Raw genomic sequence first — 15,682 nt, forward strand, 5'->3', positions numbered from 1 at the left:
TTCACTCCTAGTGATTATTTGTTTTTATATAACTCAATAAAATCTTGGATCAAATCTCTTAGCAATAAAGTAGTCATCAAGTGATCTTGTCCATGGATAAAAATAAATCCCATATCCATATCTTTTCCTGAAGCTTCTTCTGCTAAGATCTTCGTTTGTGAATTATGGGCTAATGTCAAATTCTCATCTGCATCCTTCAAGGCTTCTTCCACACGATCAAATTTCCCTTGACGTACTTCTCTTAATAATGTGAGTAACGTACTACGTGCATCCCCTGAATAAGCCACGATCTCAAAACCTAACATTTGCAATTCTTCTTTATTCATCTTCCATTCCTCCAACTTAAATGATTGTTTTTGTTTCACTGACGAATTTGTACCAATAGGCGGACTCTTTAGGGTAACGTTTTTGTGTTTCGAAATCGACATAGAAGAGTCCGTATCGTTTATTGTAACCATTTGACCAAGAGAACAAATCCATTAACGACCATAGGAAATAGCCTTTCACGTTGACTCCAGCAGATATAGCTTGGCTCAATGATTCTAAATAAACTTTCAAATATTCGATCCGTGGTTGGTCCATGATCACACCATCATCGAACTGATCTTTGAATCCCATCCCATTTTCAGTGATGTAGATTTTATTGTAGTGGGGATAATCTTCCTTGATACGTAACAATAAATCATATAACCCTTCTGGATAGATCAACCAGTCCCAATCCGTTCGAGGGATCCCTTCTTTATAGATCCGTTCCCCAATTCCTTTTACTTTATAAACAGAAGTTCCTTTGTCCCCTGTGCCATTATGATGGATCGCATTTTCTCCATGATACGCTTTGACAAAGTGGCATTGATAATGGTTGATCCCCAAGTAATCATTACGATGTGAGGCACGCTTCATCTCCGCCAGATCCTCTTCAGGAAACTCATAACTTGCGTCGTTCGCTTCACAAATCTCAGCAAGTGCTGACAATGTTTCATCAGAGTAATATCCTAAGTAAGTGGCATCTAAGAGAAAACGGATCGACAACGCATCATCTAAGAATGCTGCATGTTGATCTTCCAAAGCGTCCGATGCAGGATATTTCGTTTCTAAGGAATGAACCACACCAATTTCACCGGCGTATCCCTCGTCCTTGAACAAGTTCACCACTCTTGCGTGCGCATACATCATGTTATGCAAACAAGCAATGATTTTGGTAAAATCATAGGTGATTCCTGGTGGGAAAATCCCTAATAAATATTGATTCGTTGCCACTGGATAAATCTCGTTGAAGGTACTCCAGTAACGCACTTCTTTAAATTCTTTAAAGCAAAATTTTGCATATGCAACAAATGCTTCTATATTGTCTCTATTTAAAAAATCACCTTGATCAAATAAAACTTTCGGAGTATCAAAATGATGGAGCGTCACAAAAGGAAGTACACCATGTTTCTCACAAGCTGCAAAGACCTTATGGTAAAATGCCACACCCTCTTCATTGACTTTCCCAGTTCCATCAGGAAAAATACGACTCCACGCAATGGATAAACGTAACCCATTCACACCAAACTTTTCACATAATTCAATATCTTTTTCATATTGATGATAGAAATCACTTGCCGGATCAGGACTGAATCTTCCTTGTTTCTCTAAAAACTCGTCCCAAGCAACTTCACCTTTTCCGCCTTCTTTTGTTGCACCTTCTACTTGGTATGCCGCTGTTGCTCCGCCAAAAATAAAATCTTCTGGTAATTTCAGCATCTCTTCCCCTACCTTCTTGTCTACTAATTTATATGACAACACGAATTGTAATCGCATCCAAAACATTTGTCAACAAAAACAAACAAATTCAATCAAAAAATTGCATTTATTTAAAATAAAAGTGGCAATTGTTTGTTTAGGTTGATTATTTTTGTTTGCACATGTTTGTTTTTGTTGACCTCCATTCTATTCTATGGTAGATTATTTGTGAATTGGGAGTGATTAGATGTTAAAAAGAGAGCGCTTACTAACAATTAGTGAGATGGTGAATAAAAAAGGAATTTTAACGGTCAGTGAGATCATCGAACAATTGAATGTCTCTGATATGACCGTTCGTCGAGATTTGGATGAGCTAGAAAAGTCAGGAAAATTATTGCGTATCCATGGCGGGGCTCAAAGTCTTACCTATACCCTCGACCAAGAATTATCACATACAGAAAAATCAGTCATGCAAATCAAAGAAAAGCAACAGATTGCAGCAACTGCTGCACAGTTGATCAATGAAGGCGATACAGTCTTTTTGGGCCCAGGAACGACGATCGAGTTATTAGCTTCTCACTTGATCCACAGAAAATTGCGGATCATTACGAATAATTATGCCGTTTTTGAAGTGTTAGCCCAAGCAGAAGTTCCCGAAATTTTGTTGATCGGTGGCGATTTTCGAAAAAACACTGGTGCATTTGTCGGCCCCATCACCAACGATAACCTCAGAAAACTGAAGTTCACCAAATCTTTTATCAGCGCTAACGGTGTGCATAATGAAACAATCTCAACCTATAGTACTGAAGAAGGCGAAGCCCAACAAATTGCATTGAACCATTCGAAAAATAAATACTTATTAGTGGATCACCAAAAATTTAATCGCGATGACTTTTATATCTTTTATCAATTACATGATTTCGATTTATTGATTACTGATCCACACATCAAGTCACATGTGAAAGATCATTATTCGCAATATGTCCAAATAAAATTAGCGGAATCGCTAGAAAATGAACTTTAGGAGTGAACGTATGAAAGGAATTATTTTTGATTTTAACGGGACGATGTTCCAAGACTCCCATTTACATGAAGCGGCTTGGGTCCAAATGATCCATCATTATTCTAAAAAAGAGCTTTCTGATGAAGACATTGTTAAAAATATCCATGGACGTACCAATAGCGAGATATTGAATTATTTTATCTCACCTACTTTATCTAAGGAAGAAGTCGAGAAACTATCAAACGAGAAAGAGGCATATTATCGCACTCTTTGCTTAGAAAAACCGGATGATTTAGTGCTTACGCAGGGATTGATCGGTACTTTGGATATATTGAAAGAGGAGGATATCCCGATCACCATCGCTACAGCGACAGTCAAAGAAAACGTTGAATTTTATTTCGAGATTTTCGATTTAGCGCGATGGTTTGAATTTGACCAAGTCGTTTACGATGATAATACTTTTCCAGGTAAACCACAACCTGATATCTTTATCAAAGCTGCCCAAAAATTGGCTCTTGAACCAAAAGACTGCTTGGTCATTGAAGATGCTTATTCTGGACTTTTAGCAGCCAAGCGTGCAAATATCGGTACGATCATCGCCATTGATCCATTTGGAAAAAATCGCCAGTTATTCTCCGATCAAGAACTAAGAAAAGATGGTGTGATAGAGAATTTTGATGATTTCTATCTCAATTTCTTCTCCACTGCAACTTCATCAAAAAAAAGATAGACGTATGATCGTCTATCTTTTTTTGTATTTATTTACGTTTTTTTCCGCCAAACGCATCTTTTACTTTATCAAAAAAACCATCTTCTTGTTGCTCTTGAACATGCATGCCGCCTGCTTTAGCAAACGCACGTAAAGCTTCACGCTGTTCCTCATTGAGGTTTTTAGGTGTGATCAATTTCACACGTACATGTTGGTCCCCTGTAGAACCACCACGTAAACGCGGCGCTCCTTTGCCACGTAAACGGAAGTTCGTTCCCGTTTGCGTACCAGCAGGGATTTTCAATTTGACATCCCCATGAACAGTTGGCACTTGTACTTCATCGCCTAATGCCGCTTGCACGAAGCTTAATGGTAACTCATAATAGATCTCTGAGCCATCGCGATCGAAGATATCACTTTCTTCTACTCGGAAGACCACATATAGATCTCCGAATGGGCCTCCATTTTCGCCTGCTTCACCTTGTCCTGCTAAGCGCATTTGTTGTCCTTCTTCCACACCGGCTGGTACATTCACTTTGACCGTATGTGCTTTCTTCTCATGACCAGAGCCATGACAAGTTGGACATGGTTCTTTGATCTCTTTCCCAGTACCTCGACACACATCACAAGTTTGGCGGCTCATCACACGACCAAGTGGCGTTTGACGTTCCACATTGATCGTTCCAGAACCATGACATTTATGACAAGTCGTCGGTTGTGTTCCTGGTTTTGCACCATTTCCGCTACACGTGTGACATATTTCTTCACGGTTGTATTTGATTTCTTTTTCTACCCCAAAGATTGCTTCTTCGAAGGATAAATTGACTGTATATTGTAGATCTGATCCTTGACGAGGGGCATTTGGATCAACAGATCTTCCACCACCGCCAAAAAACGAATCAAAAATATCTTCAAATCCACCAAAGCCAGCTCCACCACCGGAGAAGCCGCCAAAGCCACCAAAGCCGCCGCCACCTGCGCCATAATTAGGATCAGTTCCGGCATGTCCGTATTGATCGTAAGCCGCACGTTTTTGTGGATCACTTAAAATCTCATAAGCCTCGGAAACTTCTTTGAATTTTTCATCAGCATCAGGCTCTTTATTGATATCTGGATGGTATTTCTTTGATAACTTTCGATAAGCTTTTTTTATTTCGTCTTCTGAAGCTCCCTTTGACAGCCCCAAGACTTCGTAATAATCACGTTTTGTTGCCATAGGCTTTCCTCCTATTGGTTCTCTTCATTTCCACGTCGTTTGTTATCATATCACACTTTGATCGAAACAAAAACCGGAAATTTCGAAGTATCGACTAAAGAAGAAAAAATCGATCATTGATTTCTATGGCATGAAGAAAAGAAAACATTTCTCTTCTTGATCCAAAGAAAAATCATAATTGATGACTTGTTTCTTTACACTAGCGATGCTTCTAAACTCTATAAAATAAAGTGATACAAGATTATTCCCTCGGAAATAAGCCGAAGAATCGCGAAAATATGAGAAGCTATTTTCGAATTCTTCGGCTTATTCTAAGCGGGACTTGATCTCTTTAAGTGAAACTAAATGAACTGATTATTTTTTGTCGTCATCGACTTCTTCAAAATCAGCATCTACGACATCATCCGCTCCGCCTTGGGCAGCTTCAGGATTTTCTTGAGCTTGTTGTTGTGCCGCTTGTTCATATAATTTAACTGTCAAGTTTTGCACGATTTCGTTCAACGCATCACGTTTTGTTTTCATTTCTTCGATGTTGTTTGCTTCTACTGCAGCTTTCAACTCGTCACGAGCTGCCTCAGCTTTTTTCACTTCTTCTTCGTCAACTTTACCTTCTAATTCTTTCAAGGTTTTATCAACTGAGAATAGCAATGCATCGACATCGTTACGTAGATCCACTTCTTCTTTACGTGCTTTATCTGCTTCTGCATTAGATTCAGCATCTTTCACCATGCGTTCGATTTCTTCGTCTGTTAGACCTGAAGAAGATTTGATCGTGATTTTTTGTTCTTTTTGTGTACCTAGATCTTTAGCAGATACATTTACGATACCATTTTTATCAATATCGAATGTTACTTCGATTTGAGGGATACCGCGTGGTGCAGCTGGAATATCTGTCAATTGGAAGCGACCTAATGTTTTATTGTCCGCAGCCATTGGGCGTTCCCCTTGTAATACATGGATATCTACCGCAGGTTGGTTATCCGCAGCTGTTGAGAATACTTGTGATTTACTTGTTGGGATTGTCGTATTACGATCGATCAATTTTGTAAATACGCCACCCATCGTTTCGATACCTAATGATAATGGTGTTACGTCTAGTAAAACAACGTCTTTTACATCACCAGTGATCACGCCACCTTGGATTGCCGCACCCATCGCTACAACTTCATCTGGGTTTACTGATTTGTTTGGTTCTTTTCCTGTTTCTTTTCTTACAGCTTCAACAACCGCAGGAATACGCGTTGAACCACCGACTAAAATCACTTCATCGATTTCTGATTGTGACAAACCAGCATCTTTCAATGCTTGACGTACAGGAACTTTCGTACGTTCCACTAAGTCAGCTGTCAATTCATCAAATTTTGCACGAGTCAATGTCATTTCTAAGTGCAATGGACCAGCATCGCCAGCTGTGATAAATGGCAAGCTGATTTGAGTGCTTGAAACACCTGAAAGATCTTTTTTCGCTTTTTCAGCAGCGTCTTTCAAACGTTGTAAAGCCATTTTATCTTGACCTAAGTCAATGCCATTTTCTTTTTTGAATTCAGCAACCATATGATCAATGATTTTGTTATCAAAGTCATCTCCACCTAAATGGTTGTCTCCAGCAGTAGATAATACGTCGAATACGCCATCGCCTAATTCAAGGATCGATACGTCGAATGTACCACCACCAAGGTCAAATACTAAGATTTTTTCATCGCGATCTGTTTTGTCTAAACCATAAGCTAGCGCTGCCGCAGTCGGTTCATTGACGATACGCTCTACTTCTAAACCTGCAATTTTACCAGCATCTTTAGTTGCTTGACGTTGTGCGTCATTGAAGTATGCAGGAACAGTGATAACTGCTTTTTCTACTTTTTCGCCTAAATAATCTTCTGCGAATCCTTTAATGTATTGTAAGATCATTGCAGAGATTTCTTGTGGTGTATATGATTTACCTTCAACATCCACTTTATAACCAGCTTCACCAATATGGCGTTTGATGGAAGAAATCGTATTAGGGTTTGTTACTGCTTGACGTTTTGCTACTTCCCCTACTTGGATCTCACCATTTTTAAATGACACAACAGAAGGTGTTGTACGGTTTCCTTCTGGGTTTGCAATGATTTTTGCTTCATTTCCTTCTAATACAGCTACTGCTGAGTTTGTAGTACCTAAGTCAATTCCGATAATTTTACTCATAATCAACGTCTCCTTATCTTATTACTAAGTTGTTTGTTTCTATTCCATCATGACTTTATTGCGCAACGATAACCATTGTCGGTCTCAATACGCGGTCATGTAATTTATAGCCTTCTTGTAACACTTCAACGATCGTATCAGCAGGTAATTCATCTGTTGCTGGCACGGTCTGAACTGCTTGATGCAATGTCGGATCAAAAGGTTCACCTTTTGCAGGGATTTTTTCGATTCCCTCTTCCTTCAATGCATGTTTCAAACTTTCAAGAACCATCTCGACACCTTTTTTCAAACTTGCACCTTGCTCATCAGATACTTCTGTTGCTAAAGCACGTTCTAAGTTGTCGATCGAAGGTAATAATTTTTTGGCTAAATCTTGTGAACGATATTTTTGCAATTGCTCTCGTTCGTTTTTACCACGATTTGCCATATTAGCGATTTCTGCTCTCGCACGCAAAAACTTGTCTTCCATTTCATCAAATTCAGCTTGGAGATTTGCAAGTTCATTTGCTTCTTCTTCCACTTCTGAAACTTCTACTTCTTCCGTTTCTGGATCTAGCTGCGTATCATTCAATTCCTGATCTAATTCTTCATGGTTTTCTTTCATGATGCAGTCTTCCTTTCATTATTCAGTCAGATGCTTGATCGCTCAAATCGAAAAAACGATCAGTCACTTTTGTGATTGTTTAAAAATCCGAGCGATCAAGTGTGCGATAATAATCAGCGAGTTTGTGCGCCAATTCTTTTCGATAGACATCGACAAGGCCTAACATTTTGGAATATGGCATACTAGTTGGTCCTAGCAATGCAATGGTTCCACGTCCATGGCCGACGATTTCATAACTCGCTTGGATCATACTCATATTTTGCAATAGGTCATTGCCTATTTCCGAACCGATTTTGATATGTATCTTGCTATCCATCGGTACGATCATCTGTGTCAGTTCATAGGAATCTGTCATAAATGAAAACATTGACTTGAACTGATCCACATCTTGCAACGGTTCATAATCCAATAAGTTCATTTGGCCACTCACATAAACTTTATCTTCAAACGCATGACTCAATACCGTATCAAAGAGATTTGACATCCCTTCCGTTGTTTGAAAATATTTATGCAAAATCATTGGGATCTCCGTGCGTAATTTGTTGTATACCGTCACTAACGGATCTCCTACCAAACGGTCATTGACAATACGAACCATTTTTTCTAAGTCCTGACTACCTAAGTTTTCAGGAAGAGTAAAAACCTGACTTTCAACGTTCCCATTATCAGTCACCACGATCGCAATCACCTGACGACTGTTCAATGGCACGATGCGAAAACCGGTCAAACGGCGATCTTTAATCTCGGGTCCTAACGAAAAAGTAGTGTAACTAGTCAACTCAGATAAAATCTCAGCTGATTGTTTGATGATTTCGTTGATTTCATGGAATTCCTTGTTTAAAGACTGTCGAATTTGGTGCAAATCATCATTTGCTACACGAGCAGGTCGTAACAGATGATCCACATAATAACGATAACCTAGCGCAGACGGTATACGTCCAGAAGAAGAATGTGTCTTTAAAAGTAGACCTTCATCCTCTAAAGCTTTCATATCATTACGGATCGTCGCTGGACTTGCCTCGACTCCTTCCGCCATTAACGTTTTGGAACCAACGGGCACCCCACTACTCGTATAGTTTTGGATGATCAGACGTAAAATATCACTTTGTCGCTGTGTTAACATCTTTCTCACCTCTCATTAGCACTCTTAGCTTCTAAGTGCTAACCCACTTATAAATATAGCAAGAAGACTAAAAAGTGTCAAGGAAAAGAACCTACTTTTTTAGCACTCTGCCACCGAGAGTGCTAATCAATTGTCAACTTGCTTAAAATACCGTCATATCAGTCTTTTAATCATAAAAAAATTGATCAAATCGTTTTTTTATTTCGTTGTTATAAAAAATTTAAACAATCATTCAGTCGTTTATCAAGTCCTTATCCAATAAAAACCGTTCGAAGACATTATTTCCCAAAAAAGTTCCTTTTTGTGTCAAATATACTCGGTCTTCTTCATTCACTAACAACTCTTCTGCTACTAACTCATCCAGGACAGATTGATACAACGATTCAATCGATCGACCATAACGCTGTAAAAAGTGTTGCTTCTCAATGCCCACCTTTTTTCTTAAACCAAGAAACATCTCTTCCTCAATTTGATTTTTACGAGATAACTCTTCACGTTCTAATACCGGTAGCTCACCTTCACGTAACGGACGCAAATAATGTTGGATCGGACCTTTATTTCGATATCGCGTATGATCCAAATAGCCACTTGCCCCTGCGCCAAAACCGAAATAGTGATCATTATTCCAATACATCAAATTGTGTTGCGATTCATGACCAGCTAAACCAAAGTTACTGATCTCATATTGATGACGTTGGTGTTTTTCCATCGCCGCAATCGTTTCTTCAAACATCCGTGTCTCCGTCTCTTGATCTGGCAATTGCAACCGACCTTGTCGAACCCAATTCATAAACATCGTTTTATTCTCTAAAATCAATGAATAAAGAGAATAATGAGGTAAGTCTAAGGCTAATGCCCGCTCCAAAGTATCAAGATAGCCTTCTAACGTCTGCCCAGGTAACGCATAGATCAAATCAATGCTGACATTTGAAAAATTTTCCGCCTCTAAAAATCGCATTGTTTCATAGACATCTTCCGCCGTATGTTTTCGACCAATTTTCTTTAATAAGCGATTATCAAAGGTCTGGACCCCCATCGATAAACGATTGACCCCATAATTCTTCATTACTTGTAGCTTTTCCCTGGTCAAATCACCAGGATTCGCTTCCACCGTAAACTCTTTTCCTTCATTAAAAGGTAAGATCTCTCTGGCACCAGACAATAGTCGATCGAGCTGCTTAGCCGATAAAGAAGTCGGCGTTCCACCACCAACATACAGCGTCTCCAACTCATTCACCGGACGACGCTCCATCATGATCGCCATTTCCTTTAGTAGCATTTCGACATACTCATCCACTGGTTGACCTTCTAGAAACACTTTATTAAAGTCACAGTAATAACAGATATGTTCGCAAAATGGAATATGGATATAAGCAGAAACCTTATGTTCTGCGGATTTGTTTGTTTCTTTCATTTGATTTTCTTTCTCCTTACGTCAAAAAGTCGTACCGCTTTTCGACCACTCTTTAAACGGTGTTCAAGTGCCAACTCCTTGAAATAAGCTAGCAATTTTCAAAACATGAAAAGCTGTTTTAAAAATTGCTTTCTTATTGTCATCGGAGCTAACCGACACTTTCACGACCTCTTATATACGCATACTAAACGTATTTAACAAACAAATCCACTAAAAAATCCAAGAATCGGTTTCTTGGATTAGTTTTTCTTTAGTTGTATTGGAGACTTGTTTGTAAATTTCCAGTGTGGTTTTCATGTTGGCGTGCCCTACACGTTCTAGAATGTATGCGTTTCGTGTTATAGTAAGTTTCAATCTATTTAAATATCTCCATTTGAGCCTGATCAATATCTCTAAATTGAGCATCATTGATCAGCTCTCTTTTTATCGTTTTGTAAAAAGATTCCATTAAGGCATTATCATAAGGTTTTCCTTTTCGGCTCATACTAGAGCGTGCTTCTTTTTTTCTTAACACCGATTGGAATTTAGCGCTTGTTTATTGTGAGCCTTAATCAGTGTGAATAATAACCCCTGGTCCAGGCTGCTCTTTTCCAAATGCTTGAAGAAAAGAGTCCACAACTAATTGACCTTTCATTCTAGGTGACATAGACCACCCAACAATTTTTCTCGTACAGATATCAATAAATATAGATAAATAAAGCGTTCCTTCTTTCAGAGTGATATAGGTAATGTCTCTTAACCAAATTTTATATTTTCTGTGGCCTTGAACCTTTGTTGATTAACAAAATTGGGTTGTGAAAGTGGCTCGCACTACATAATTTTCCTCTGAAAAAAAGCATAATCAGGCTCTCTGCGATGTTGATCATAAAAGATATAAAAAGTAGTTTCTGCCTTACGTATTTTTGCTCTTAATAATGCTTTTATTTTTTCTGAATCAAAATCTACAAAAGACAATTCACATAACACATGCTGGATCATTTCTTTGTAACGACCCATATATTCGCCAAATTTGATTGGTTTTCCAAGTTGTTCAAATTTCATAATACAATACTTTTCTGTTGCGCATACTTATCGTCATGGAATATTTAGATACAATATATTCAAACCATGTTATTATATAATTTGAGGAGAGTGAAATAATGAAAAAAATATTTGGTTGTTATTACTTGTATCAACGATTACTTTATTTGCTGGTTGTTCTAATCAAAGTACCGAGCCAACCACAAAAAAAGTTAGTTCTACAACGAGTAGTACGGTTGAACAAACAAAAATATCAAGCAGTGAACCAACTTCTGAATCATTATTAAAAGAATATCCTGCAAGTGAATGGCATCCTGGAAAAATGGATATTCAAGGTATGATTAATGCTACTCAAGGCAACGAAACTAAAGCTTTGCAGGATGCCTCTATGGTTGCAGAATTGAGTTTATCACCTTATTTTTCTGATAATACTGACAAAGCTGAAATTGAGTTAACTAAAACAGGAGATAACTTCTATAGTCTAAGCATTACTAATAATTATTTAGAGAGTGAACAAGATTTAGAACGTTTTGAAAAGAACTCAGAGCTTTTGATGGCACAACAACCAGTAAATAAATCAATTAATCTGTATATATTTACTGGAACAGGAATGGGACTGAGTCGCCAAGTGGTTACTAGTTATCAATTAAAAGATGATGGTACTATCGCAAAAATTTAGACTAAAGTTAATGAATAGTTTTGCAGACTTCTTTGATCAGCAAAATATAATTGACGATAGAATAATCTATGGTTTTTCTGAAAATGGTAAATATGTATATTTAAAGGATTTCATTATTATTATACAAACTAGTAACATACCTGGTCTAGATGTATCAGACTACCTGGTTAATTCCTTATTTATTTCATCCCAACCAATTGCATTAATTGATAATTTAAATATCATAAAATCCACTTTTTCCTTTGACTCATATGAAAGATGGAATCAAAGTTCTCCAATCACAATATCTATAAATAAAGCAGAAAATTCTGAATCTGTAAACTATGGTAAGGAAAATCTAAAATCAATTGAAAGCTCATTTCTAATAGAGGTTGATACAATGGAATTTTCTAAAAGAGCTATACTATCAAGGAGACATATTGATGGATTTACAAAATTTGAAATTTCTCTAAAAAAATTTTGAAATAAAAGTTTTAAACGACAGTCTACTTCCTTTTTAAAGATTTTAAAGATAGTTTACTTAAAATCAATAATTTTTATTCAATTTTTTTTGGGACGAAAACTAAATTATAGATATTTAAAAATATTTACAGATTCACAAGAAATTATCTTACCCACGGAGATTCAGTAAGTAAATATGAATTAGCCATTACCAATCCAATAGAATTATATATGTAACTCTAAAATTACAATGTATCTTAGATATTCTTATGCTAAAACAATTAGATTTCGACGAATTAACAATTATAAAAAATATTTCTAGATACGATGTTCCTTATCAGAATCTTTTCTATCATAATAATTCTATCCTACCGTAAAAATTTTATACTCTCTTTTTCATAAATAATCGGGCTTACAACCGATTATTTATGAAAATAAACATAATACACTTTATGCTGAATATAAATTGTAATCAAAGAGAAATAATATCAATTAAATACTAATTAAAACGTATTAGTATTAAGATAAATGCTAATGTAAAAAAAACTATATAAACATAAAACCTATATTTTGTTAAATAATCTTGTGTTTTCATATAATCTGATCTTGACAAACTTTTCCCAAGGTTTTGTCGTACTAATTTTTTTATTCTCCATAAAAAGCTAATGCCTATACTAAAACACAACAGACTTAAGAAACATAAGCCTATTCGGATCGCGAAATATATCAATTTAACCTACCTACATCCTTTTCAATATGTACTGTTAAAGGCTTATTCCAAAAGATAACTATTATTTTTCTGACGATTCTAGCTATACCTTCTGCAAGAATTCTCTTTACCATAGTTCATAGTAGTACCAAGAAAATTTTAATTACAAAAAAATTATTAATCTTTAGAACTTTTTTTACATAATATACAAAAAATCATAAACCTTTAAGCCACACGTTTAATATAACCTAATAACATAGTTATTATTCAAACTAATCATAAAAACTTATTTTGAACGCATAAACGTTAAATTTATCTCAATCAAGTATGATAAAATCAGCAAAACAAAAAAAGCCATACACATATTTCTTGGATGACTTCAGTATCCAATCCATTTTACCCTAACCAACTAATCCTTTCTGTCTTTTATTCGCTTCATCTGTTACATATTTCATTCCAGCATAAAATTCTTTCGCTATGACAATCTCTACTAAATCCACAATACTTTTATTTTACATTTCTTGTACCTTTTCCTTTTCACTTTATAAGTGTATTTTTATTTAACTGATTGATAAACTACTTAGGCAAAATAAAAATCAGTTGAACATCCTCCGTCTTTATACTATGTCTATAAAAAGAAGGAATGTTCAACCAACCTTATTTTTTGGTGCGAAAAAATAGAAGAGATATAAGTAATTTCATGCATCTGTTCTTTTGTCGAAATCACCTATTTAGCCAAGCTCATTAACACCGCCTTTTCAATCGAAAATTAAGCGGTAAAAACTTGGTATTTCTGATAAAATGACTACTTGTAAATCTTTATCGAGCGAAAATATTTCTAACTCTTTCGACTTTGGCTAGAAAATGATATGCCAAGAAGTTTCAACTGGTTTTTGAATCGCTTGAACTTTTTATATTATTGAAACATGACTGTCACATTTGAAACCACACGCACTGTTCGTCCATTTGGATATGAAAGCATTAGCTCTAGCTTATGTTGACCAACTTTTGATAGAACTTCAGGATTCAAAATAGTGATTTCAGGACGATCGTTTTCTTCTATATGGGTTTGCTCAACAAAATCAAATGGATCATAAGATTCACCTAAAATAATCTCAACCGTCCGACCAACAGGAAATGCATCTTGTATTGGTATTTGCGTTTCTTTATATTGATCATACATTGTAGAATCGATCAAACTTCTCCAATCCTTTGGCATTTTGTCATACTCTGCTGAGGTCCAATACTCAACATTTAATTGACGATCAGATGTGTCATCACGTGTATTGCCAGAAACATATGTTGACTCTCCTTTAAAACCTTCAGAAGCTTGATTCATGATCAATAGCTCTCTCCGGCGGTTGGCTGGAATATTGTGATAATTGATAAATTTATTATCAATAAATACCCCATTGTATACGTTGTCCTTTCCAGTATGCCGATTATACTCTATCCCAATCGCGTATTTATCCTGCCACTCTTTAAAATCAAACACGTTATTTGCTACGAACCAATTCGATAACTCAGCTACTTGACCTTGAGCAAAACTATCTCCTAATCCAAATTCTGGTGTTTCATACATGATAATACCGGTATTACGTAGATAATTATTCATGATCGTGATGTTACGTCCTGATTTGAATTTAAATCCACCATAAGGTCCATTGTGCAATCCACGAACGTGATTGCCTACAACCTGTACATTCTGTGATCCTCTTAGATAGATGGCATGATCACCTACCACACCATATCGATCCTCGTTCTCGTACATCTGCTGGAAGAAATTATTTTTTATCAAAACATTCTTCGAATTACTATATGAATTGACACCACAAGAAAGATAGTTTTGTTCGTTATGTTCAAGAGACATTTGCTCAGACTCCAATGCAGATTGTAGACGATTGATGGTTTTGATAATCTCAGGATTGCTAAAGCTCTTGATTGCTTCTAACTCATTGATCCGTAATCCAAATAGATTATCTGTAATCTGTACATTTTCCATATACTCATATCTTCCAACCGTCGAAAAACCACCAATATAGATTGCCCGATTTTCTGTATCTGGCGTGGCATGTTCATGATCTCTCATAAATATATTATTTTGCATAGTTGCCCCATTGGATGTCTGTAGGTTGATCGGATATAAAGAGACAGGATGATAAAACACATTATCATTGATGGTAATGTTATTTGCTAAACGTGTAAAAATTCCTACTCCATCGAAAAACAATGAATGAATCTCAATATTGTAGCTTGTCTGGTAATTTTCATCTGACAAATAAACGTTTTGTCCTGTTTCATTTTTCAGTATCGTTGGATTCTCTTCTTCTCCTTTGATCTTAAGACCGCTTCTTAACACTACATTTTTGTTGATAATATACGTACCAGCTGGAATATATAACTGTTTTGTTAAAGAATTGGCATGATCAATAATCGCTTGTAATTGATTTGACTGATCTTCTAAACTCTCACGTCGCAGCGCGTGCTCTCCAAAAATCGTCGCATCTGTTGCATCTAACCATTCGGTGTGCTGAGCCGAAAAAGTTTTTTGGCCCTCTAACTCATTCGTTGCTTCTGCGTTTATATTTGCTGGTATGCTTATTACAAACAGAACCAGAAAACATAACATCATTTTTAGTTGTCGTTTGTTCATTTGTCTCTCCATTCTTTTTAGCTGTGATTGGCTATCGTTCTAAACAGGAAGTATTCTTTTATTTTTGATGTTAGGTACCTTTTGTTTTAAGACACTATAAAATAACGAACGATATCCATTTGTAGATTAGCAGATAAATAAATAGTTTGGCACTCAATAATTTCATTCACAGGTGAAATTATTGAGTTCTTTCACAAAAAAAAAT

The 15,682-nt window shown here is 36.4% G+C and carries 13 protein-coding genes and 1 pseudogene; 4 read left to right on the top strand and 10 right to left on the bottom strand.

Translation table 11 applies throughout. The annotated features are described in order from the left end of the window. Positions 1-14: 14 nt before the first annotated feature. Together IGK01_RS07950 and lacG are read right to left on the bottom strand one after the other, a co-directional pair. Positions 15-326 carry a PTS lactose/cellobiose transporter subunit IIA gene (locus tag IGK01_RS07950; RefSeq protein ID WP_010735223.1) on the bottom strand — a complete coding sequence of 104 codons (312 nt, stop codon included), beginning with the start codon at positions 324-326 and terminating at the stop codon, positions 15-17. Positions 327-342: 16 nt separating this feature from the next. Continuing rightward, positions 343-1,743: a 6-phospho-beta-galactosidase gene (gene lacG / locus IGK01_RS07955; RefSeq protein WP_010735222.1), complete on the bottom strand. Its 1,401-nt coding sequence runs from the start codon at positions 1,741-1,743 to the stop codon at positions 343-345. A 226-nt stretch (positions 1,744-1,969) separates the two neighbouring features. Here lacG and IGK01_RS07960 point away from each other — a divergent pair, with 226 nt between their 5' ends. Together IGK01_RS07960 and IGK01_RS07965 are read left to right on the top strand one after the other, a co-directional pair. Then, the gene (locus tag IGK01_RS07960; RefSeq protein ID WP_019723884.1) at positions 1,970-2,746 is read left to right on the top strand and encodes a DeoR/GlpR family DNA-binding transcription regulator; all 777 of its coding nucleotides are present in this window, start codon (positions 1,970-1,972) and stop codon (positions 2,744-2,746) included. Positions 2,747-2,756: 10 nt separating this feature from the next. Further along, complete coding sequence (locus tag IGK01_RS07965; protein WP_023519827.1) at positions 2,757-3,455, top strand: HAD family hydrolase; 699 nt, start codon at positions 2,757-2,759, stop codon at positions 3,453-3,455. A gap of 28 nt (positions 3,456-3,483) precedes the next feature. Here IGK01_RS07965 and dnaJ read toward each other — a convergent pair whose 3' ends face one another. The 7 genes and pseudogenes from dnaJ to IGK01_RS08000 all read right to left on the bottom strand — a co-directional run bounded on the left by dnaJ (position 3,484) and on the right by IGK01_RS08000 (position 11,016). Further along, positions 3,484-4,650 carry a molecular chaperone DnaJ gene (gene dnaJ, locus IGK01_RS07970; RefSeq protein WP_010735219.1) on the bottom strand — a complete coding sequence of 389 codons (1,167 nt, stop codon included), beginning with the start codon at positions 4,648-4,650 and terminating at the stop codon, positions 3,484-3,486. A 354-nt stretch (positions 4,651-5,004) separates the two neighbouring features. Then, the gene (gene dnaK / locus IGK01_RS07975) at positions 5,005-6,834 is read right to left on the bottom strand and encodes a molecular chaperone DnaK (protein ID WP_010735218.1); all 1,830 of its coding nucleotides are present in this window, start codon (positions 6,832-6,834) and stop codon (positions 5,005-5,007) included. Positions 6,835-6,889: 55 nt separating this feature from the next. Further along, positions 6,890-7,438, bottom strand: coding sequence for a nucleotide exchange factor GrpE (gene grpE / locus IGK01_RS07980; RefSeq protein WP_010735217.1), 549 nt, complete (start codon positions 7,436-7,438; stop codon positions 6,890-6,892). A gap of 79 nt (positions 7,439-7,517) precedes the next feature. Further along, on the bottom strand, positions 7,518-8,561 hold the full coding sequence (gene hrcA / locus IGK01_RS07985; RefSeq protein ID WP_023519830.1) for a heat-inducible transcriptional repressor HrcA: 1,044 nt from the start codon (positions 8,559-8,561) through the stop codon (positions 7,518-7,520). A 232-nt stretch (positions 8,562-8,793) separates the two neighbouring features. Further along, entirely contained in the window at positions 8,794-9,975 is a 1,182-nt protein-coding gene (gene hemW / locus IGK01_RS07990; protein ID WP_062805103.1) for a radical SAM family heme chaperone HemW, read from the bottom strand. A gap of 358 nt (positions 9,976-10,333) precedes the next feature. Further along, positions 10,334-10,776, bottom strand: a pseudogene (locus IGK01_RS07995) (IS3 family transposase); the annotation flags it as partial. A 9-nt stretch (positions 10,777-10,785) separates the two neighbouring features. Then, positions 10,786-11,016, bottom strand: a complete 231-nt coding sequence (locus tag IGK01_RS08000) for a hypothetical protein (protein WP_438840641.1) — start codon at positions 11,014-11,016, stop codon at positions 10,786-10,788. Between the two features lie 115 nt (positions 11,017-11,131). Between IGK01_RS08000 and IGK01_RS08005 the strand changes: the two genes are divergently transcribed. Together IGK01_RS08005 and IGK01_RS08010 are read left to right on the top strand one after the other, a co-directional pair. Then, positions 11,132-11,674, top strand: a complete 543-nt coding sequence (locus tag IGK01_RS08005) for a hypothetical protein (protein WP_224434841.1) — start codon at positions 11,132-11,134, stop codon at positions 11,672-11,674. A gap of 10 nt (positions 11,675-11,684) precedes the next feature. After that, a complete protein-coding gene (locus IGK01_RS08010) occupies positions 11,685-12,137 on the top strand; it encodes a hypothetical protein (RefSeq protein WP_010735211.1) in 453 nt (150 codons plus the stop codon). Between the two features lie 1,603 nt (positions 12,138-13,740). Here IGK01_RS08010 and IGK01_RS08015 read toward each other — a convergent pair. Continuing rightward, the gene (locus IGK01_RS08015; protein WP_178946442.1) at positions 13,741-15,477 is read right to left on the bottom strand and encodes a glycosyl hydrolase family 28-related protein; all 1,737 of its coding nucleotides are present in this window, start codon (positions 15,475-15,477) and stop codon (positions 13,741-13,743) included. Positions 15,478-15,682: the final 205 nt, after the last annotated feature.

Source organism: Enterococcus sp. AZ080, assembly GCF_051714945.1.
Classification (GTDB): Bacteria; Bacillota; Bacilli; order Lactobacillales; family Enterococcaceae; genus Enterococcus_B; species Enterococcus_B pernyi.

Excerpts from the sequence above, each read along its gene's own strand:
- IGK01_RS07950 (WP_010735223.1), bottom strand. The coding sequence starts at position 326 with ATGAATAAAGAAGAATTGCAAATGTTAGGTTTTGAGATCGTGGCTTAT.
- lacG (WP_010735222.1), bottom strand. The coding sequence starts at position 1,743 with ATGCTGAAATTACCAGAAGATTTTATTTTTGGCGGAGCAACAGCGGCA.
- IGK01_RS07960 (WP_019723884.1), top strand. The coding sequence starts at position 1,970 with ATGTTAAAAAGAGAGCGCTTACTAACAATTAGTGAGATGGTGAATAAA.
- IGK01_RS07965 (WP_023519827.1), top strand. The coding sequence starts at position 2,757 with ATGAAAGGAATTATTTTTGATTTTAACGGGACGATGTTCCAAGACTCC.
- dnaJ (WP_010735219.1), bottom strand. The coding sequence starts at position 4,650 with ATGGCAACAAAACGTGATTATTACGAAGTCTTGGGGCTGTCAAAGGGA.
- dnaK (WP_010735218.1), bottom strand. The coding sequence starts at position 6,834 with ATGAGTAAAATTATCGGAATTGACTTAGGTACTACAAACTCAGCAGTA.
- grpE (WP_010735217.1), bottom strand. The coding sequence starts at position 7,438 with ATGAAAGAAAACCATGAAGAATTAGATCAGGAATTGAATGATACGCAG.
- hrcA (WP_023519830.1), bottom strand. The coding sequence starts at position 8,561 with ATGTTAACACAGCGACAAAGTGATATTTTACGTCTGATCATCCAAAAC.
- hemW (WP_062805103.1), bottom strand. The coding sequence starts at position 9,975 with ATGAAAGAAACAAACAAATCCGCAGAACATAAGGTTTCTGCTTATATC.
- IGK01_RS08000 (WP_438840641.1), bottom strand. The coding sequence starts at position 11,016 with ATGAAATTTGAACAACTTGGAAAACCAATCAAATTTGGCGAATATATG.
- IGK01_RS08010 (WP_010735211.1), top strand. The coding sequence starts at position 11,685 with ATGAATAGTTTTGCAGACTTCTTTGATCAGCAAAATATAATTGACGAT.
- IGK01_RS08015 (WP_178946442.1), bottom strand. The coding sequence starts at position 15,477 with ATGAACAAACGACAACTAAAAATGATGTTATGTTTTCTGGTTCTGTTT.